Origin of the sequence: Sphingomonas faeni, assembly GCF_023195535.1 — a bacterium.
GTDB lineage: Bacteria > Pseudomonadota > Alphaproteobacteria > Sphingomonadales > Sphingomonadaceae > Sphingomonas > Sphingomonas faeni_B.
The window spans coordinates 20,110-35,887 of the sequence record NZ_JALPNF010000012.1 but is presented as its reverse complement, the minus strand read 5'-3'; the positions used below and the strand labels follow the sequence as shown (position 1 = coordinate 35,887).

15 protein-coding genes and 1 tRNA gene are annotated in these 15,778 nt (G+C 65.2%); 8 read left to right on the top strand and 8 right to left on the bottom strand.

The window, feature by feature from the left end:
• Positions 1-20 precede the first annotated feature (20 nt).
• Positions 21-563: a peptide-methionine (S)-S-oxide reductase MsrA gene (gene msrA / locus SPHN_RS16770; RefSeq protein WP_248524913.1), complete on the bottom strand. Its 543-nt coding sequence runs from the start codon at positions 561-563 to the stop codon at positions 21-23.
• Between the two features lie 59 nt (positions 564-622).
• On the opposite strand from msrA, the gene galE reads away from it, so the two are divergent.
• Positions 623-1,621, top strand: coding sequence for a UDP-glucose 4-epimerase GalE (gene galE, locus SPHN_RS16765; RefSeq protein ID WP_248524911.1), 999 nt, complete (start codon positions 623-625; stop codon positions 1,619-1,621).
• Between the two features lie 136 nt (positions 1,622-1,757).
• Here galE and SPHN_RS16760 read toward each other — a convergent pair whose 3' ends face one another.
• The 3 genes from SPHN_RS16760 to folK all read right to left on the bottom strand — a co-directional run bounded on the left by SPHN_RS16760 (position 1,758) and on the right by folK (position 3,077).
• On the bottom strand, positions 1,758-2,435 hold the full coding sequence (locus tag SPHN_RS16760; protein ID WP_248524909.1) for a phosphatase PAP2 family protein: 678 nt from the start codon (positions 2,433-2,435) through the stop codon (positions 1,758-1,760).
• Between the two features lie 35 nt (positions 2,436-2,470).
• Positions 2,471-2,546, bottom strand: a tRNA-Lys gene (locus SPHN_RS16755).
• 21 nt (positions 2,547-2,567) lie between these two features.
• Complete coding sequence (folK, locus tag SPHN_RS16750; protein WP_248524908.1) at positions 2,568-3,077, bottom strand: 2-amino-4-hydroxy-6-hydroxymethyldihydropteridine diphosphokinase; 510 nt, start codon at positions 3,075-3,077, stop codon at positions 2,568-2,570.
• A 22-nt stretch (positions 3,078-3,099) separates the two neighbouring features.
• Between folK and SPHN_RS16745 the strand changes: the two genes are divergently transcribed.
• The gene (locus SPHN_RS16745) at positions 3,100-3,834 is read left to right on the top strand and encodes a uracil-DNA glycosylase (RefSeq protein WP_248524906.1); all 735 of its coding nucleotides are present in this window, start codon (positions 3,100-3,102) and stop codon (positions 3,832-3,834) included.
• Between the two features lie 91 nt (positions 3,835-3,925).
• On the opposite strand, the gene aguB is transcribed toward SPHN_RS16745, so the two are convergent.
• Positions 3,926-4,774, bottom strand: coding sequence for an N-carbamoylputrescine amidase (gene aguB / locus SPHN_RS16740; protein ID WP_248524904.1), 849 nt, complete (start codon positions 4,772-4,774; stop codon positions 3,926-3,928).
• A gap of 189 nt (positions 4,775-4,963) precedes the next feature.
• Here aguB and ung point away from each other — a divergent pair, with 189 nt between their 5' ends.
• Together ung and SPHN_RS16730 are read left to right on the top strand one after the other, a co-directional pair.
• Positions 4,964-5,662 carry a uracil-DNA glycosylase gene (gene ung / locus SPHN_RS16735; protein WP_248524903.1) on the top strand — a complete coding sequence of 233 codons (699 nt, stop codon included), beginning with the start codon at positions 4,964-4,966 and terminating at the stop codon, positions 5,660-5,662.
• Positions 5,659-5,961 carry an alkylphosphonate utilization protein gene (locus SPHN_RS16730; RefSeq protein WP_248524902.1) on the top strand — a complete coding sequence of 101 codons (303 nt, stop codon included), beginning with the start codon at positions 5,659-5,661 and terminating at the stop codon, positions 5,959-5,961. Before ung ends, SPHN_RS16730 begins: the two co-directional genes overlap by 4 nt.
• 178 nt (positions 5,962-6,139) lie before the next feature.
• Here the strand turns inward: SPHN_RS16730 and SPHN_RS16725 are convergent, their stop codons facing one another.
• On the bottom strand, positions 6,140-6,925 hold the full coding sequence (locus SPHN_RS16725) for a WecB/TagA/CpsF family glycosyltransferase (RefSeq protein WP_248524901.1): 786 nt from the start codon (positions 6,923-6,925) through the stop codon (positions 6,140-6,142).
• 359 nt (positions 6,926-7,284) lie between these two features.
• Between SPHN_RS16725 and SPHN_RS16720 the strand changes: the two genes are divergently transcribed.
• Positions 7,285-9,066: a DUF1800 domain-containing protein gene (locus SPHN_RS16720; protein ID WP_248524900.1), complete on the top strand. Its 1,782-nt coding sequence runs from the start codon at positions 7,285-7,287 to the stop codon at positions 9,064-9,066.
• The gene (locus SPHN_RS16715) at positions 9,066-10,445 is read left to right on the top strand and encodes a DUF1501 domain-containing protein (RefSeq protein WP_248524899.1); all 1,380 of its coding nucleotides are present in this window, start codon (positions 9,066-9,068) and stop codon (positions 10,443-10,445) included. Before SPHN_RS16720 ends, SPHN_RS16715 begins: the two co-directional genes overlap by 1 nt.
• Positions 10,446-10,716: 271 nt before the next feature.
• Here SPHN_RS16715 and SPHN_RS16710 read toward each other — a convergent pair whose 3' ends face one another.
• Complete coding sequence (locus tag SPHN_RS16710; protein ID WP_248524898.1) at positions 10,717-11,790, bottom strand: hypothetical protein; 1,074 nt, start codon at positions 11,788-11,790, stop codon at positions 10,717-10,719.
• 133 nt (positions 11,791-11,923) lie between these two features.
• Between SPHN_RS16710 and SPHN_RS16705 the strand changes: the two genes are divergently transcribed.
• On the top strand, positions 11,924-13,027 hold the full coding sequence (locus SPHN_RS16705) for a glycosyltransferase family 4 protein (protein WP_248524897.1): 1,104 nt from the start codon (positions 11,924-11,926) through the stop codon (positions 13,025-13,027).
• A gap of 46 nt (positions 13,028-13,073) precedes the next feature.
• Here the strand turns inward: SPHN_RS16705 and SPHN_RS16700 are convergent, their stop codons facing one another.
• Positions 13,074-14,549, bottom strand: coding sequence for a lipopolysaccharide biosynthesis protein (locus SPHN_RS16700; protein ID WP_248524896.1), 1,476 nt, complete (start codon positions 14,547-14,549; stop codon positions 13,074-13,076).
• Positions 14,550-14,807: 258 nt separating this feature from the next.
• Here SPHN_RS16700 and SPHN_RS18540 point away from each other — a divergent pair, with 258 nt between their 5' ends.
• Positions 14,808-15,776, top strand: a complete 969-nt coding sequence (locus tag SPHN_RS18540) for a transglutaminase-like cysteine peptidase (protein WP_248524894.1) — start codon at positions 14,808-14,810, stop codon at positions 15,774-15,776.
• Positions 15,777-15,778: the final 2 nt, after the last annotated feature.

Below are 15,778 nucleotides of genomic sequence, written 5' to 3'. Positions count from 1 at the left end.
TCGCGTGAACCCATTCTGCCTTACGCGCTCACCGCCGCCTTCGACCGTGCGGCGAAGCTCTTGCGGAGCTTCTGCAACTTCGGCGGGATCACCGCCATGCAATACGGGTTCGAGCGGCCCGACGTCTCCCAGTAATCCTGGTGATAGCCCTCGGCCTCGTACCACGTATCCATCGGCTCGATCGTCGTAACGATCGGCTTGGGCGAATCCGCCTGCGCGCGTGCCAGCGCTGCTTCCATCTCCGCCTTCTGCGCATCGTCCGCCGGGAACATCGCCGAGCGATATTGCGTGCCGACGTCGTTGCCCTGCCGGTTCAGAGTCGTCGCGTCATGCGTCGCGAAAAAGATGTCGAGCAGGTCGCCGAGCTTCAGCTGCTCCGGGTCGAAGCCGATCCGGATCGCCTCGGCGTGCCCGGTGTCGCCACCGCACACCTGCTTGTAGGTCGGGTTGGGCACGTGCCCGCCGATATAGCCGCTCTCGGCGCTTTCGACGCCGATCACATCCTTGAACACAGCCTCGGTGCACCAGAAGCAGCCGCCGGCCAGCGTTACATAATCCGTCATCACGATCTCCTTTCCGCCAAGATAGGAAGCCGCTACCGCGCAACAAAGAGGAGACACGTATGATCGACGGTAAGGTTATGGTCACCGGCGGCGCCGGTTACATCGGCAGCCACGCGGTATTGGCGCTGCTCGACGCAGGCTACGACGTCGTGGTGCTCGACAATCTCGTCACCGGATTCGACTGGGCGGTCGACCGCCGCGCCGCGCTCGTCGAGGCGAACGTCGCCGACGATGCGAAGGTCCGCGCCGCGATCCGCGAGCATAACGTCCGCGCGATCATGCATTTCGCCGGCTCCGTCGTGGTCCCCGAATCGGTCAGCGACCCGCTCAAATATTACCGCAACAACACCGCGGCCAGCCGTGCGCTGATCGAGAGTGCGGTCGTCGAGGGCGTGCCGCACTTCATCTTCTCGTCGACCGCCGCGACCTATGGCACGCCCGAGAAAGTGCCCGTCGCGGAGGGCGATCCGACCGTGCCGATCAACCCGTACGGCATGTCGAAGCTGATGACCGAGGCGATGCTGCGCGACGTCGCCGCGGCGCATCCGATGAACTACGCCGCTCTGCGCTACTTCAACGTCGCCGGCGCCGATCCGCAAGGGCGCAGCGGCCAGTCGACGGTCGGCGCGACGCATCTGATCAAGATCGCGGTCGAGGCGGCGACCGGCAAGCGCGGCCATGTCGGCGTGTACGGGACCGACTTCGACACGCCCGACGGCACGGGCGTACGCGATTACATCCACGTCACCGACCTCGCCGCCGCGCATGTCGCCGCGCTGGAGGTGCTGATCGCCGAACCCGCAAAGAGCCACACGCTCAACGCGGGCTACGGCAAGGGCTTCTCGGTGCTCGACGTGCTCGATGCGGTCGACAAGATCACCAACCGGACGATCGAACGACGTCTCGAAGGGCGGCGCGCAGGCGATCCGGCGATGCTGATCTCCGACAACAGCGCTATCCTGGAACGGCTCGACTGGACGCCGCGCCACGCCGATCTCGACGGCATCGTCCGCGATGCGCTGGCATGGGAGCGCGCGCTCGCCGAAAAGGGCCGCTAGAACTATCTCCGATCCTCCCCCGCAAGGGGGAGGTGGCAGGCGTTAGCCTGACGGAGGGGGAGGGAGGCGACGCAGCCGTTTCGTGTCCTCCCCCTCCGTCGATTCGCGCCACCTCCCCCTTGCGGGGGAGGATCGGTCAGGACGACACTGTGTCGGCCGGCGACGCGCCGAAAGCATGGCGCTCGCCGCCGATCGCCTGGCGAGCCCGGGCGGTCGCGAGCCACCAGGCCAGCGCCCAGAGCGTGCCGAAGCTCCAGCCGGCCAGCACGTCGCTCGGCCAGTGCACGCCGAGATACACCCGGCTGCAGCCGATCGCGCCGACCAGCAAAATCGCGACGACGAGCATGTAGCGCCGCGTCGCGCGATCCCTCGTCACTTGAGAGGCGAGGCCGGCGAGCGTCAGATAGACGATCGCGCTGTTCGCCGAATGCCCGCTGGGGAAGCTCATGTGCGACACCGTGACGAGGTGCTCGACGATGTCGGGACGCGGGCGCGCGACGTGCAGTTTGACCAGCTCGACGATGATGTTGCCGCTGACGCTCGCCGCGACGATCGCAAATGCGGTCAGCCAGAGCCGTTGCACGATCAGCAAACCCGCGACGGCGACGACGACGATCGTCAGGACGATGCCGCCGCCGAGCGCGGTGACGTCGGCGGCGACCTTGGGCAGCCAGGACGGGCCACCCCAGGCACGCAGGCCGAGGATGATCGACCGATCGAATGCGAACGGCCAATGGTCGACCGCGAGACCGACGAGCAGGATGAGAACGATGCCGACCGCAGCGACCGACGCGCCGGCGAGAACCGCGGGCAAACGTCGTCGCGCGCCCTCAGGCGGCGTGCCATCGATGGTGGGTCCGCCGGGGCTCGAACCCGGGACCTCTCGATTAAAAGTCGCTTGCTCTACCAACTGAGCTACGGACCCCCGCCATCGTGGACCGCGCACCTAATCGCGTGGCCGCTTTCGGTCAACCGATTGCGCCAATTGCCGTATCGTTCTCCCGGTCAGCGGATCGCGCCATTTCGGGACGAGGCCTGCGAGGGGCCCGAGTACGAAGCCGCGGGTGCGGAAGGCGGCGTGCGGCACGATGAGTCCCGGCGAGAACCAGGCGCCGCCCGACCAGAGGACGATGTCGAGATCGATCACGCGGCTTCCCCAGCGGCGGCCGGGCCGACGACCGAACGCGCGTTCGATCCGTTTGAGGCGGACCAGCAGGGTCGCCGGGTCCTCCGCGGTTTCGATCAGCGCGACGGCATTGGCATAGCGGCGGTTCGAGGGCCCTAACGGCACGCTGGCGATGGTCGGCGATCGGGCGATGATATCGCCGAGCGCCTCCAAAGCGGCCGCGATCTCGCATTCGGGGCTCCCGTGGCGACCGCGTCGATTGGAGCCCAGTGCGACCGCGTAGACGGTTGCGACCTGCACGATCGGCGGGAGCGGGGTTGCAGGCGACATTTGGTCCGCCTAGCGCAATCCCATGGATTCCACACCTTACCCCACCGAGCTTCCCGAAAACGTCGACGAGACCGGCGAGGTCGACGTCACGACCGTCTTCGCGCCGGTTTCCGCGCTGCCCGATACAGAGCCGCCGCACGATTGCCCGCTCTGCCCCCGCCTCGTCGGGGTGCGCGAACAGTTGCGGACCGAGTTCCCGACATGGTGGAACGCGCCCGTCCCCGCATTCGGCGATCCCGCCGCGTGGCTCGGCGTCATCGGCCTCGCGCCCGGCAAGCACGGCGCGAACCGCACCGGCCGCGCGTTCACCGGCGATTATTCCGGACAGTTCCTGTTCGAGACGCTCGGCCGGTTCGGGCTGGCGACCGGCACCTATGGCGCGAAGGCGGAGGACGGCGTCGCGCTCGACGGTGCGATCATCCTCAACGCGGTGAAATGCCTGCCGCCCGAGAACAAGCCAACGCCGGAGGAAATCCGCACTTGCCGGCCATTCCTCGAGACGCAGGCGGATGCCGTGCCGACCGCCCGCGTGTTCGTCGCGCTCGGCCATATCGCGCATCAGTCGGCGGTGAAGATGCTCGGCGGGCGATTGCCTAAGGCACGGTTCGCGCACGGCGCGGAGCATGTCATGCCCGACGGTCGCATCCTGATCGATAGCTTCCACTGCTCGCGCTACAACGTGAACACCGGCGTGCTGACCGCAGAAATGTTCGACGCGGTGTTCAAGCGGGCGCTGGAGTTGCGCGAGACGGTTTGAACTCTCCGCCCCGTCATCCTGACGAAAGTCAGGATGACGGGGGGCGTAGCGGCGTCAACCGGCGCCGTGCTCGTCGGCTTGGGTCTGAACGTCAGATGTCCTGAACGAGGCGCCCGTACAGATCCGGGCGGCGATCGCGGAAGAAGCCGAAGGCGGCGCGGTGGCGCTTGACGATGTCGAGGTCGATCGTCGCGGTGATCACCCCTTCGTCCTCGCGGCCGAGTTCCGCCAGGATGTCGCCGCGCTCGTCGGCGATGAAACTGGTGCCGTAGAAGGTCTGGCCGTGCTCGACGCCGACGCGGTTGGCGGCGACTATGGGGACGACGTTCGACACCGCATGGCCGACCATCGCGCGGCGCCAGAGCCGGGCGGTGTCGAGGCTGGTATCATGCGGCTCGCTGCCGATCGCGGTCGGGTAGAACAGGATTTCGGCGCCCATCAGCATCATCGCGCGGGCGGTCTCGGGGTACCATTGGTCCCAGCAGACGCCGACGCCGAGCTTGCCGGCGGGATGCGGCCAGACCTTGAAGCCGGTGTTGCCGGGGCGGAAGTAGAATTTCTCCTCGTAGCCGGGGCCGTCGGGGATGTGGCTTTTCCGATAGACGCCCTGGACGTTGCCGTCGGGGCCGATCATCGCGAGGCTGTTGTAATGGTGCGGGCCATCCGCCTCGAAGAAACTGGTCGGGATCGTGACCTTGAGCGCTTCGGCGAGCGCCTGCATCGCGAGCACCGCCTTGTGTTCGCCTACGGGCGCGGCGTTGGCGAACAGCCCCTCGTCCTCGACGCGGCAGAAATACTCGCCCTCGAACAGCTCGGGCGGCAGGATGACCTGCGCGCCCTTCGCTGCGGCCTCGTGGACAAGCCGCGAGACGTTCGCGATGTTGCGGTCGATGTTCGGGGTGAAGCCGAGTTGCAGCGCGGCGACGGTGATCTCTGTCATGGCGGCGCATATAAGGGGGCCGGGTAAGTTGTGCGAGCCTTTGGTGGATGGGCTGCGCGTTCCGTCACCCCGGCGAAAGCTGGGATCCAGAGCCAGGCAGGTTGCGCTTGAGGCTCTGGATCCTGGGTCAAGCGCAGGATGACGGTTGTGCGATTGACACGCCCCTGCCCCGTCCGACATGCGCCGGGGATGATCGATCACAAGCTTCCCCCGAGCTGGCAGGCGTTGCGGGCCGAGTTCGAGGCGCCGTACATGCGCACCCTCGACGCGTTTCTGGAGGCCGAGCGGGTCGCCGGCGCTCGCATCTTTCCCGAGGATACGGACCGGTTTCGCGCGCTGGAACTGACCTCGCTCGATCAGGTGCGGGTCGTGATCCTGGGGCAGGATCCGTATCACGGCGAGGGGCAGGCGCATGGCCTCAGCTTCTCTGTGCGCCGGGGAGTGCGCACCCCGCCGAGCCTGCTGAACATCTACAAGGAGCTGGAGGCCGATCTCGGCATTCCGCGCGCGTCTCACGGCATGCTCGATCATTGGGCCGCACAGGGCGTGCTGCTGCTCAACGCGGTGCTGAGCGTGCGGATGGGCGAGGCGGCGTCGCACAGCAAGCGCGGGTGGGAACGGTTTACCGATGCCGTGATCGCGGCGGTGAACGCGCAACCGAAACCGGTCGTGTTCCTGCTGTGGGGGGCGTATGCGCAGAAGAAGGCGGCGTTCGTCGATGACGTCAGCAAGGGCGGGCGACATCTGGTGATCCAGTCGGCGCACCCGTCGCCGCTGGCGGCACGGACCGGGTTTTTCGGATCGCGGCCGTTCAGCCGGGCCAATGCCTTTCTCAAAACCCATGGGCGCGCCCCGATCGACTGGGCGCTGCCGGAGACCGACCGATGACCGACGGCGAATACGTGTATGACGAGGCCACCGGCGAGTGGATTGCAGACGGTGAAGCGACGACCGAAGCGGCTGAGGACGGCGCGGTCGTGGTGCGGGATTCGGTCGGCAACGTGCTCGCGGACGGCGATCAGGTGACGTTGATCAAGGACCTGACCGTGAAGGGCGCAGGCCAGACCCTGAAGCGCGGCACGCTGATCAAGTCGATCCGGTTGACCGGCGACGCGCAGGAGATCGACTGCCGCTACGAGGGGATCAAGGGACTGGTGCTGCGCGCGGAATTCGTCCGCAAGCGCTGAGCTCAGGCTCTCGCATCTTCGCCTACCCCAGGTTTCGTGTCCGCGCGCTTGAACCTATGCCGGCGTCTGCCGGGGGAAGCGCACGCCAAAAACGGAGGGTGACGCTGCGAGCCGACCAGCGATCGGGTCGCCATCGATGGTCAGTCGATAGCGGCACCGCTCGGCAGTGGTCGTCCCGTCACGTACGATCCCGCTTGCCAGCGAGGCGATGGCGCATCGCGACGCCGGTCATTGCAAGTAGGAAACTGGGATTGCCCAACACGTAGCGTCGCACCAGCCGGCGCGGCTCCTGCGCCAGACGATACGCCCATTCCATGCCCGAACGCTGCGCCCATTCCGGCGCGCGAGTCACTACACCGGCCGTAAAATCAAGGAACGCGCCGATGCAGCACGTCACCGCTCCTATCGTCTCGGTCCATTCGGCCGCCCACAGCTCCTGCCGCGGTTGTCCCATGCCGACGAGAACGAGGTGCGCGTCACTGTTTCGGATACGCTGAGCGAGCGCGGGCGCTTCGCCGGCAGTGAAAAAGCCGTTGGCGGCGCCCACCACGATTACCTGCGGATAGCGTTCGGCAATGATCTGACCGGCGCGCTCAGCTATTCCCGGCGGACTGCCGAGCAGGAAGACGCGCGTCCGGTCAGGCACCGCAGCGAGCAGCCGCGGAGTCAGATCGGTGCCGTTCAGATTGGCCGGAAAGCGCCGTCCGTACACTGCGCGACTGGCGATCTGCAAACCGATGCCGTCGTTGAACACTGTCATTCGGCGCAACGCAGCCGCGAACACAGGGTCTCGTCGTGCAACGTTCACACTGTGCGCATTGCAGAAGGCGAACATCGTTGGACGCCCCCGCTCCAGCGCGGCCAGGATCTCGGCTACCGCATCGTCCGGCATGCCCCCGGTGACCATGACCGGCCCGATCGGGCGTTCGTCGATCCGTGGTGCGTCCTTATCCGTCGACGTCATCGAAATTGCGCTCCTGTCGCTGCCGTCCAACCCGTGCGAGCGCCACCGCCCAAAGCCCGAGATCCCGCCAACCGGTCCCCGCCCAGGCTGGGCAAGCGACTTAAGCCAGCGGCGTCCGCGGGTATAGAGCGATCGCACCGCCAAGGCCCTCCAGAATCGAGGCCCATTTGGCTGGTCGACACCAGCGTAGAAATCGACGGGTTCGACGGCATCGGCGGATTGCGGTGTTAGTACAGATTAAAGTCTTGATGCGCCGCAACAAAATCACTCTTGACGCCAAAACATATGAGAGCCTTCAATTTAATTTTAAGCATGCCGGGTTAGCGAGGAGGGCGCCCCCGTCAGCGAGCACCTCGATCATGTCCAGCGTCCCACTCTTAGAAACCGGACCCATTGCCGAAATCGGAGCTGTTGCCGATACGGTCCCACAACCGGTCGCGCGCACGCTACCCTTCACGCCAGCCACTGCGGCCGCCGGTGCGCTATTCCTCAGCGCATGCGGCGGCGGCGCCAGCGGAGAGGGAACGCCGAGCGCCGCGCCGGTTGCGACGACGCCGACACCGACTCCCAGTGCCACGGCGCCTGCTACGACGCAGCCGTCTGCGCCGGTCGTCGTCGTCACACCGCCACCCACCGCGGTGCAGGCCAGCCGGTTCCTAGCGCAGGCCACGATGGGCGCGACCCAGGAACAGATCGAGCGCGTCGTGTCGCTCGGCTACAGCAAGTGGCTCGACGAACAATTCGCGATGCCACGCGCGATATCGCACTATGACTGGCTGGTCAGCCGAGGTTACGACGTCGAAGCCAATGCGTGGACCGAAGCCGGCTTCGACAACACCGTTTGGCGCCAGCTCATCTCCGAGCCCGACCAGTTGCGTCAACGGATGGGCGTCGCTTTGCTGGACATTCTCGTACTCGGCATCGGCCCGACCAATTGCAGTTTCAAGGCCTTCGCGCACGGCACCTATATCGACATCTTGCTCGACAATGCTTTTGGCAACTTTCGCGATATCCTGCAGAAGATCACCTACAACGCCGCGATGGGCAGCTTCCTGACGTTCCTCAACAGCAGGAAGGCAGCCCCCAACGGGGGCGGACAGCCGGATGAAAACTATGCCCGCGAGCTGATCCAGCTGTTCACCATCGGCTTGTACCAGCTGAACATGGACGGCTCGCTCAAGATGGCCAACGGCGCGCCGATCGAAACCTACACCAATGCCGACGTCAGCGGCCTTGCCCGCGTGTTCACGGGCTTCATGACGTCGACCGCCTATATCCTGTCGACGCCGCGCTTTTCGTCGCCGATGAAGATCCATCCGCCCTATCACGAGACGGGTCCGTCGTCGTTCCTGGGAACGACGGTGTCCGGCGACGGGGATGCTGCCGTCAAAACGGCGCTCGACACGATATTCGCGCATCCCAACGTTCCACCGTTCGTCTGCAAGCAACTCATCCAGCGACTGGTGTCGTCCAACCCTTCTCCCGGCTACGTCCTGCGCGTGGCGACCGTATTCGCCAACAACAGTGAGGGCGTGCGCGGCGACTTGAAGGCGGTGCTGCGCGCGATACTGACGGATAGCGAGGCGCGCTCGGATACCGCATTGACCAGCGTATCGGGCGGCCGCCTGCGGACCCCGGTCGAGCGGCTGACAGCTTGGGCGCGCGCGTTCGGCGTCACTTCGCCGAGCGGCAAGTGGGGCATCGGCGAGACCAGCGATGTCGCCACGAAGCTCGGCCAGGGCATCGGACGGAGCCCGACCGTGTTCAACTTCTTCCAGCCCGGCTACACGCCTGCCGGGTCGCAGATCGCGAAGGCCGGACTGGTCGCGCCCGAGTTTCAGCTGACCAACGAGCAGTCGGTGGTCGGCTATGTCAACTACATGTATCGGCTGGTCGCCGAGGGCGCCGACGATACGAAGGCGAATTACACCGCGATCCTCGCGCTGGCCGCCGATTCCACCGCGCTCGTCAACCAGGTCAATCTGCTGCTGGCGGCGGGCCAATTGTCCGCAACGACGCTGCAGACGATCCGCGGCGCTGTCGACAGCGTCAGCACGTCCGCCTCGGATGGCCCGATCAACCGAGTCGGGATCGCCATCGTGCTGACCCTTGCCTCCCCCGAATTCATGGTGATCCGATAATGTCCTGTTTTCAGCATGATCAGTCCCGCCGAGCCTTTCTTGGCCGGGCGGGTGCGCTGGGGCTTGCCGGCGTCGCGGCCCCATTCGCCAACAGCCTTGGCATCATCGGCGAGGCGGCGGCGGCGACCGCCACCGACTATAAGGCGCTGGTTTGCGTGTTTCTCCATGGCGGCATGGATTACGCCAACACGCTCGTTCCCTATGACGATGCGAGCTACGCCGCCTATCTCGCCGCGCGTCCCAACCTCGCGCTGCAACGCGAGGCGCTGGCGGCCACGGCACTCGCTCCCAAGGTCGGCGGCGGTCGGCAATATGCGCTTGCACCGACCATGGCACCGCTGAAGCCGGTGTTCGATCAGGGCAAGATGGCCGTGATGCTCAACCTGGGTACGCTGGTCATGCCGACCACCAAGCAGCAATATCTGCAAAATACGGCCAAGCTTCCCCCAAAGCTGTTCAGCCACAACGACCAGCAGACCTATTTCCAGACATCCATGCCGTCCGCGACGTCGGGTTGGGGCGGTCGGATGGGCGACGTCATCCAGGCAGGGAATGGGGCGGCGACGCTGACATGCATAAATGCCAGCAACAACGCGATCTTCCTGACCGGCGCCAACGCCATCCAATATGCGATCGGGACGGGTGGGCCGGTACCTCTGCTCAACAATTCGACGACGCTATACGGATCGAGCGCCGCGAATCAGGCCCTGCGCCAGGTCATGACGGCAGGATCGGGCAATCTGGCGGTCAGCGAACATGCGACGATCTCGCGCCGTTCGCTCGACGCCTATGCGCAGGTCACAAGTGCCTTGCAGGGTGCGCCGGCAGGCAATTTCTCGCTGTTTCCGTCGAACAACAATCTCGCCAACCAACTGAAGATGGTGGCACGGATGATTTCGGTCTCGTCGCAACTCGGGCTGAAACGACAGGTGTTCTTCGTCTCGGCCGGCGGCTTCGATCTGCACGACCATCTGGCCACGACGCATCCGACGTTGATCGGCAACGTCGCCAGCGCGATGCGGGCTTTCTACGATACCACGGTCGCGCTGGGCGTTGCCGACAAGGTCACGTCGTTTACCGCATCCGATTTCGGCCGCACGCTGACCTCGAACGACGATGGCGCCGATCATGGCTGGGGATCGATGCACTTCACGATGGGCGGTGCGGTCAAGGGCGGGCGCTATTATGGCTCGCCGCCGGAGATCGGCGACGGCACATCGAACGATGTCGGTCAGGGGCGTTTGCTGCCGACCATGTCCGTCGACCAATATGCCGCAACCATGGCGACCTGGTTCGGCGTACCGGCGGGAGACCTCGGAACGGTCCTGCCGAATATCAGCAATTACGATGCCTCGACCCGCAACGTCGGTTTTCTATGATCGGGTATGGTTAAAGAATTGTAAAAAAGCTCTTGTCAGCGAGCTCGAGATGGTGAACTTATGCTCACACTGTCCACGTTTGGGACAGTGTGGAAACGAGACCGGTACACCGGCTTATCTGGGAGTGGGTATGAATCATCAGCAATTCGCGGTCCGAGAGGCTCCATCCGCTCGCGGCACCATGTCCCTGCTCGCGGCGATGCTCGTCGGTGTGACGTTATGGACCGGGGCGCTCACCTATCTGCTGTGAAGCGCCCTTATCCGACCGCCGCTAGCGCGTGGTGTCTAGCGGCGGCGGTGTCGCCGCGACGCGTTGTCCGGGCCCGCCGGGCGTCGCGACACTGTTGTTGAGCACGCGTGCCAGCTTGTCTCTGATCTTGCGGACGTCGGTAAACAGGTTGCTGGTCGCCTGCTTGTCACACCCGGGTTCCGTCACTGCCAGGGTTTCGGACCCGATCGATGCGTCGACCACATACCCGCCGAAGCGGCGATAGGCGTTTGCCAAGGCAAGGCCCTCACGCGTCAGCCCCAGCTTCGAAAGGTCAACGTCGGGCCTGATCCCGATCAGGGCGCCCATGGGCACCAGACCCTGATAATTGTTCTTGCCGCCGCCGTCGCTCATGCTGGCAGGCCAGACCTTCTGCCCTGCCATCGTCGGCGATTTGCGCAACATCGTCGTGCTGAACACCATCGCAACGGCGTGCGGGATCTCGCCACGCCTGAGTTCCTCGCACCGCACCAGCCCGCCGAGCAGCGAACCGCCGAACCCGCGAATACCCTCGGACCGCGATTCGCCGCTGGCAATGCCAGATCCCTTCAGGTCCACACGGACGAGGTAGGTCGCGTGGATCGTACGATTCGCGGCATCCCATTTGCCGATCCAGGTCTCGTAGGCGACCTGCCCGGTGGGATCGATCAGCACGGCATGGCCGTCGCTGCCGCCCAGAAACTTCAGCGAGGACGGCGTCCGCAGTTCGATCGACCCGTTGTACATCACCCCGCCCGCCGGCCAGGGCGCGGTGGCCGATCGCCGGTCGAACGTCCAGCGTACAAGCGGGTCGGTATTCTTCGCACGATAGACACCGACGCCGCCGACTGCGATCCAGGCATAGGAGCCGCTGTGCCCGCCGACATCGTCGCTGTGGATCATCGCCGTCTCGGCCGCGGTATCGGACTGGAAGACAGCGCCGCGCCCAAGCGGTGTATTCCATATGCTGGTATCGGCGAACGGCTGGTCGGCGGCCAATCGCTTGGTCGACGTCTGAGCCGGGCTCGACGTCGTGAGCAGGCTTGCCCCGGCCAGTGCAACAACGGAACCGAGTTGCAGAACGACTGTCTTTGTCACGACGATTACCTTTTGTTTTCAGCGCTGCTCTACCGATTTTTGCAGACACTCGTAACCGCCGCACGCGCTGCATTCCCTTCCATTCGCCGATGCAATAGCATCGTCCGATCGATTTTGAGGCGAAACACCAACTATGACGACGTCGCGCGATTTACGCATCATTGCCCAGGCCGCCTCCGCTACATCGGGCGAGAATCCCTATACCAAGCTGTTGTACGAGGGCATGGCGACACGTCCGGTGCGGATCATTCCCTATACCCGTCACGCGGTCGCTACGCAGTCGCCCGACGTCATCCATATCCACTGGCCGGAGTTTCTGGTGCGATGGGACGCCGGACATGCCACCATGATCGCCGACGTCCTCAAGGAATATCTGCTGCTCAAGGCGGCCAAGGCACGCGGCGCGCGCATCGTCTGGACGGCACATGATCTCGGCGCGCATGACCGCCCGAATGCCGGCCGGGTGTATCACTGGTTTCTGAAGCGGTTCAACCGGATGGTGGATCTCATCATCAGCCTCAGCCCGTCGGCGCTCGATTCGGTCCGCAAGCGCTTTCCCGACCTCGCCGACACCCCCGCCCGCGTGGTCCTGCATTCGCACTATATCGGCTATTATCCCCCTGAGCCGGTCACCACGCCGACCCGACAGGACGCGACGCGCCCCCTCACCTTCCTGATGTTCGGGCAGTTGCGCCGATACAAGAACGTCGATGGCCTGCTGCGCGCATTCCAGGACCGTGCCCAGGCCCGTGCCCTGGACGGTGTCCAAGACGGTGCGCGCGGCGAGCGTCTGGTCATTGCCGGCGAGATTCGCGGCACGTCGACGTATCGGGACGAGATCCACGCGCTTGCGCAAATGCCGGGCGTCGACTTCGTCGAAGGCCGGATCGACGATGCCGACGTCGCCGGGCTTCATGCGCGTGCGGACGTCGTGGTGCTGCCCTATGATCTCGGCACCGCCCTCCACTCGGGCGCGGCGATCCTTGCCTTGTCGTTGAACACGCCGGTCGTCGCCCGCGATACCCCCACCATGCGCGACCTTCAGGCCATCGTCGGCGCCGAGTGGCTGGGGCTGTTCGTCGGTGGTCCCGATGCGGCCCTGGAGGCCGCGGTCGCGCTACGCGCCAAGCCGCGGTCGGCGGCGCCGGACCTCAGCCGCATGGACCCCGAGCGGCTCGCCCGCGAGACGGTCGAGGCCTACACCGCGATCGCGGTGCACAAGCGAGCTTCAAGCTAGGCGGCGGTGCCGGCCGCTCTGCGCCAGCCGGCCCGTCGTCGAACCGTCAGCGCGGGCGGCGCAGCGTAACGAACAGCGACCGGCCGCTCTGGCCCACCCACCGCGCACCGATCGTTATCAGCTCTCGCCCATAAGGCGAAAGGAACTGCGCGGCGCCCGTCGCTGCATAGCTGACGATCAGAAGCACGCCGGGACGGACGACCGCCGGCAGTGTCGTCGGCAGTACCGCCATCACCGCCAGGTCTGCCGCCAGCGCGAAGAGCGTGATCAGGTGCAGGGCGAACAACTCGCGGACCCGCACCGACGTGCCGCGGGTGGCAGCGACGAACAGCGCGGGCGCGCGCAGCGCCTCGCCCACGAAATAGGCGATCGCCATGCCCAGCGGTCCCCAAGGCAAGCCGGCGACGAACCCGATGATCACAGTGACGGCGGAGAATGCGCTCCAGCGGACTAGGGCCCTGGTCCGGGCGGTCGCGATGAACAGCGACAGCACGGCATCGTTGACGATCAGCAGCGCACCGGCGGCAGCCAGCCAGCGGAATATTGGTGCGGCACTGCTCCAACGCGGGCCCATCAGCACCTGAACCACGTCCTCCGCCGCCACCGCGGCGACCAGGATGCCTGGCACCGCCACCGCGGTGAGCGCCTGTAGGAACAGCATGAATGCGCGGCGAAACCGTTCGCCGTCGTCCCGCGTCCGGGCGAGGACCGGCAAGACGTTGCGCGACATCGGCCCGGTGAAATTCTGCAACGGGAACAGCATCAGCTTGTAGGCACGATCGTACAGACCGAGCGGCGCGGCGCCCCAGAAACGCGCGAGCAGGACGTTGTCGAGGTTGCGCGTCACGAAAACCGATATGTTGGCGGCCGACACGCCCCCGCCAAAGCCGACCATGGTCCGGATCGCGCTCCAGCTGAACACGAACTTGGGACGCCAGCGCTCTAGGATCATGAACATCGCGGTATTGGCGATGGTCGACAGCAGCGATCCGATCCACAGTGCCCAATAGGATCGCAGCATGATCGCGGCGATGACGGTCGCGGCGAAGCCGGCGATGCTGCTCACGATCTCGACCAGGCTTTGCGCATGGAACCGCATCGAACGGTTCAGCATCGCGTTGTATAATGGGTTAGGGGCCGTGAAGAGCAGCAGCAGCGCGGAGGCGGCGACCAGCACGCCGCTTGCCGAATTGTGATAGAAGATCGCGACGAACGGCGACAGCGCGACCAGAATGATCGACGTGACCGCGCACAGCCCGACGTTCAGCCACAACAGCGACGACAACTGGACGTCGTCGACCTCGTCGGCCTGCACGATCGCGTGATCGAAGCCGATATTCTGGAACAGCATCGCGAAACCGATGACCGGTGCCGCCATCGCATACGTTCCGTAATCGCTCGGCGACAACAGACGCGCGACGATGATCGTGCTCGCGAACGTCAGAATGATCCGGATAACCTGCGCGGCACCGGTGCCCAACGCCCCGGACATCACGCGTGCCTTGTACCCGTCCTCAGCCATCAATCGGTCTCCCCGCGCGCCGCCCTAACGTCTTGGGTGACGATGTCACGCCATTACGCCGCGATTACGCCACTGCCGGCACACCGGGCGTGCGCGCTGCCCTGTGCCGATCCGCGCACCCCAACCTCCGCAATGTCGACACAGGTAAGGATCCGGCTGCCATGACGGCATGCTCCACAACACATTAACCACGAGCCGGAACAATAAATTGATAGAACGCCCCTAGCTTGGACCCCGTGTACCGATCGGAGAGTATTCGTGGGCGACCTTAAACGACGTCTGATGTACGTGTTGGCTGCACAGTGCGCCGTAATCCAACCGGCTCTCGCTCGAACGAAACCTTCGCCTTTCCTTACACTTGGCGGCAAGGCAGACGCGCCGAAAGGCTATCTAGCGATGTGTGCGCAGACCCCGGTCAGCTGCGACGACGATCAAGTGGCCACGACGCTTTCAGGAAGCGGTACTCCGATCGGCCCGACTGCCGCCATCATCGCCACGCCGCTCCCGCTTATTCGACAGTCTGGACCAACTTCGCTGCAGGGGCGGCTATCCGCTGCCTCGATGACGATGACCGTGACCGTGCAGGCCGCGACTCTGCGCCATCGGTTCGGGGGCTTCGTCGTTGCGTCCGAGCCGCGTGACGTCCTGTTGGCGCTGTCTCCGTTTCGCTACACGCTCGATCTGATGACGGGGTCGAGCGTCGGGGATGGCGACGCCGTGCCCGTACGATCTGGCCCATTGCCCGTGACCTCGGCTGTATCGTCGGCCGCCGTCCCGGCCGAGATGTCAGCAGACGACGAACGCAAATTGTTGCAGCGGATCAACCTGCGCGTGAACAGGATCGTTCGGCAGGCCACCGATTTGTCGATTTATGGTCGCGAAGAGGTTTGGCAGCGCAGCGGCGCCGATCAGGGCGCAGCCGGGGATTGCGAGGACATGGCGCTTGAGAAACAGGCCGAGCTGATTGCGGCGGGCTTCCCGAAGAGCCGATTGTCGCTCGCCGTCGTATACGCACCGATTGTCGGGCTCCACACGATCCTGGTCGCGCGGACGCGGGACGGCGATCAGGTGCTCGACAGCCGTTCGCCGTATCTCAGGGCCTGGTGGAAGAGCGGCTATAGCTGGCTGTCCGTCCAGTCGTTCGGCGGATCAAAGTCATGGCGCCAGCCGCTTTCGGAACCGCAGATGATGGCCGCGACGACGCCCGATGCGGCCGCCGTATCCTAGCA